At 68.1% G+C, this 1,502-nt stretch carries 2 protein-coding genes and 1 pseudogene; all 3 read left to right on the top strand.

Annotated features, from left to right (window positions below; all coding sequences use genetic code 11):
- Positions 1-218: pseudogene (locus tag ASE22_RS27555) on the top strand (glucose-6-phosphate dehydrogenase); the annotation flags it as partial.
- Between the two features lie 115 nt (positions 219-333).
- Positions 334-984: a 6-phosphogluconolactonase gene (locus ASE22_RS07335; protein WP_056356838.1), complete on the top strand. Its 651-nt coding sequence runs from the start codon at positions 334-336 to the stop codon at positions 982-984.
- A partial coding sequence (locus ASE22_RS07330) for a dihydroxy-acid dehydratase domain-containing protein (RefSeq protein ID WP_200956577.1) occupies positions 981-1,502 on the top strand: 522 nt, incomplete at its 3' end. The genes ASE22_RS07335 and ASE22_RS07330, both read left to right, overlap by 4 nt.

Genomic DNA, 1,502 nt, shown 5'->3' with positions numbered 1-1,502 from the left:
CGGCGGATCGCCTATGAACGGCTGCTGCTCGACCTGGTCGAGGGCGACCAGACGCTGTTCGTGCGGCGCGACGAGGTGGAGGCGCAGTGGGAATGGGTCGACGCGATCCGCGACGGCTGGGCCGCCAACGGCATGAAGCCCAGGCCCTACACCGCGGGCACCTGGGGCCCGTCCGCCGCCATCGCGCTTACCGAGCGCGACGGCGTCACATGGCATGANGCCGCCAACGGCATGAAGCCCAGGCCCTACACCGCGGGCACCTGGGGCCCGTCCGCCGCCATCGCGCTTACCGAGCGCGACGGCGTCACATGGCATGAGTGAGAGGGAAGGGCGATGAACTTCCATGCTTCCGAACCTCTCCCAGCGCCCGGCGGACATGCCGCGATCTGGGCGTGGCGCGGCGACGATGCGGCGGTTGCCGACCATGTCGCGGCACATATCCGTCCCGATTACTCGGCGACGATCGCGATTGCAGGCGGGCACACGCCGCGCCCGATCCTCGACCGACTGAAGCGTCGCAGCTTGCCGTGGCACCGGGCGCATTTTCTGCCGACCGACGAGCGGCTGGTCCCCGTCACCCATCCCGACAGCAATTACGGCATGCTGTCCCGCGCGCTCGACGCAACACCGGCGCTGGTCGATCGGCTCGACGGCATCGATCTTTCCGGGACCCTCGACCTGGTCTGGCTGGGCATGGCGGAGGATGGCAAAGTCGCTTCGCTGTTCACGCCCGAAGATACCGCCATGACGGGAAGCGACGCCGTGGTTCGGACGCGGCCGGCCTCCACCTCATCCCATGTGCCGCATGAACGCTGCAGCCTGAGCCTGGCCGCGATCTGCCGCGCCCGCGAAGTCATCCTCGTGATCCGGGGCGAGCGAAAACGCCGTCTCGTCGAACAGTCCATTGATGGCAAAGGCGATCTCGCCATTTCGCGGCTCTTCGCCGCGATCCCCTCTCCTATACGGATATTCTGGTGCCGATGATGAACCCTATCGTGGAATCGGTAACCGCGCGAATTATCGAGCGGTCCCGCGCGGGCCGTTCGGCCTATCTCGACCTCATCGCGCGCGAGCGGGAGGGCGGTGTGGACCGCCCCAATCTGTCGTGCGGCAATCTGGCGCACGGCTTTGCGGCGTCGGGCGAGGACAAGCCCGCGATCCGCGACGGCGGCGCGATGAACATCGGCATCGTCACCGCCTATAACGACATGCTGTCGGCGCATCAGCCCTATGGCCGCTATCCCGAGCAGATGAAGCTGTGGGCGCGCGAGGCGGGGATCACCGCMCAGGTGGCGGGCGGGGTCCCGGCGATGTGCGACGGGGTGACGCAGGGCCAGCGGGGGATGGAGCTGTCGCTGTTCAGCCGCGACACCATCGCTCTGTCGACCGYGGTGGCGCTCAGYCACGGCATGTTCGAGGGCGCGGCGCTGCTCGGCATCTGCGACAAGATCGTCCCCGGGCTGCTGATCGGCGCGCTGCGCTTCGGCCATCTGCCGACGATC

The sequence above is a fragment of the Sphingomonas sp. Root720 genome (assembly GCF_001428605.1).
Taxonomy (GTDB): Bacteria; Pseudomonadota; Alphaproteobacteria; order Sphingomonadales; family Sphingomonadaceae; genus Rhizorhabdus.
Note: the sequence above shows the minus strand (reverse complement) of the source record. Positions and strands in the feature narration are given on the sequence as shown.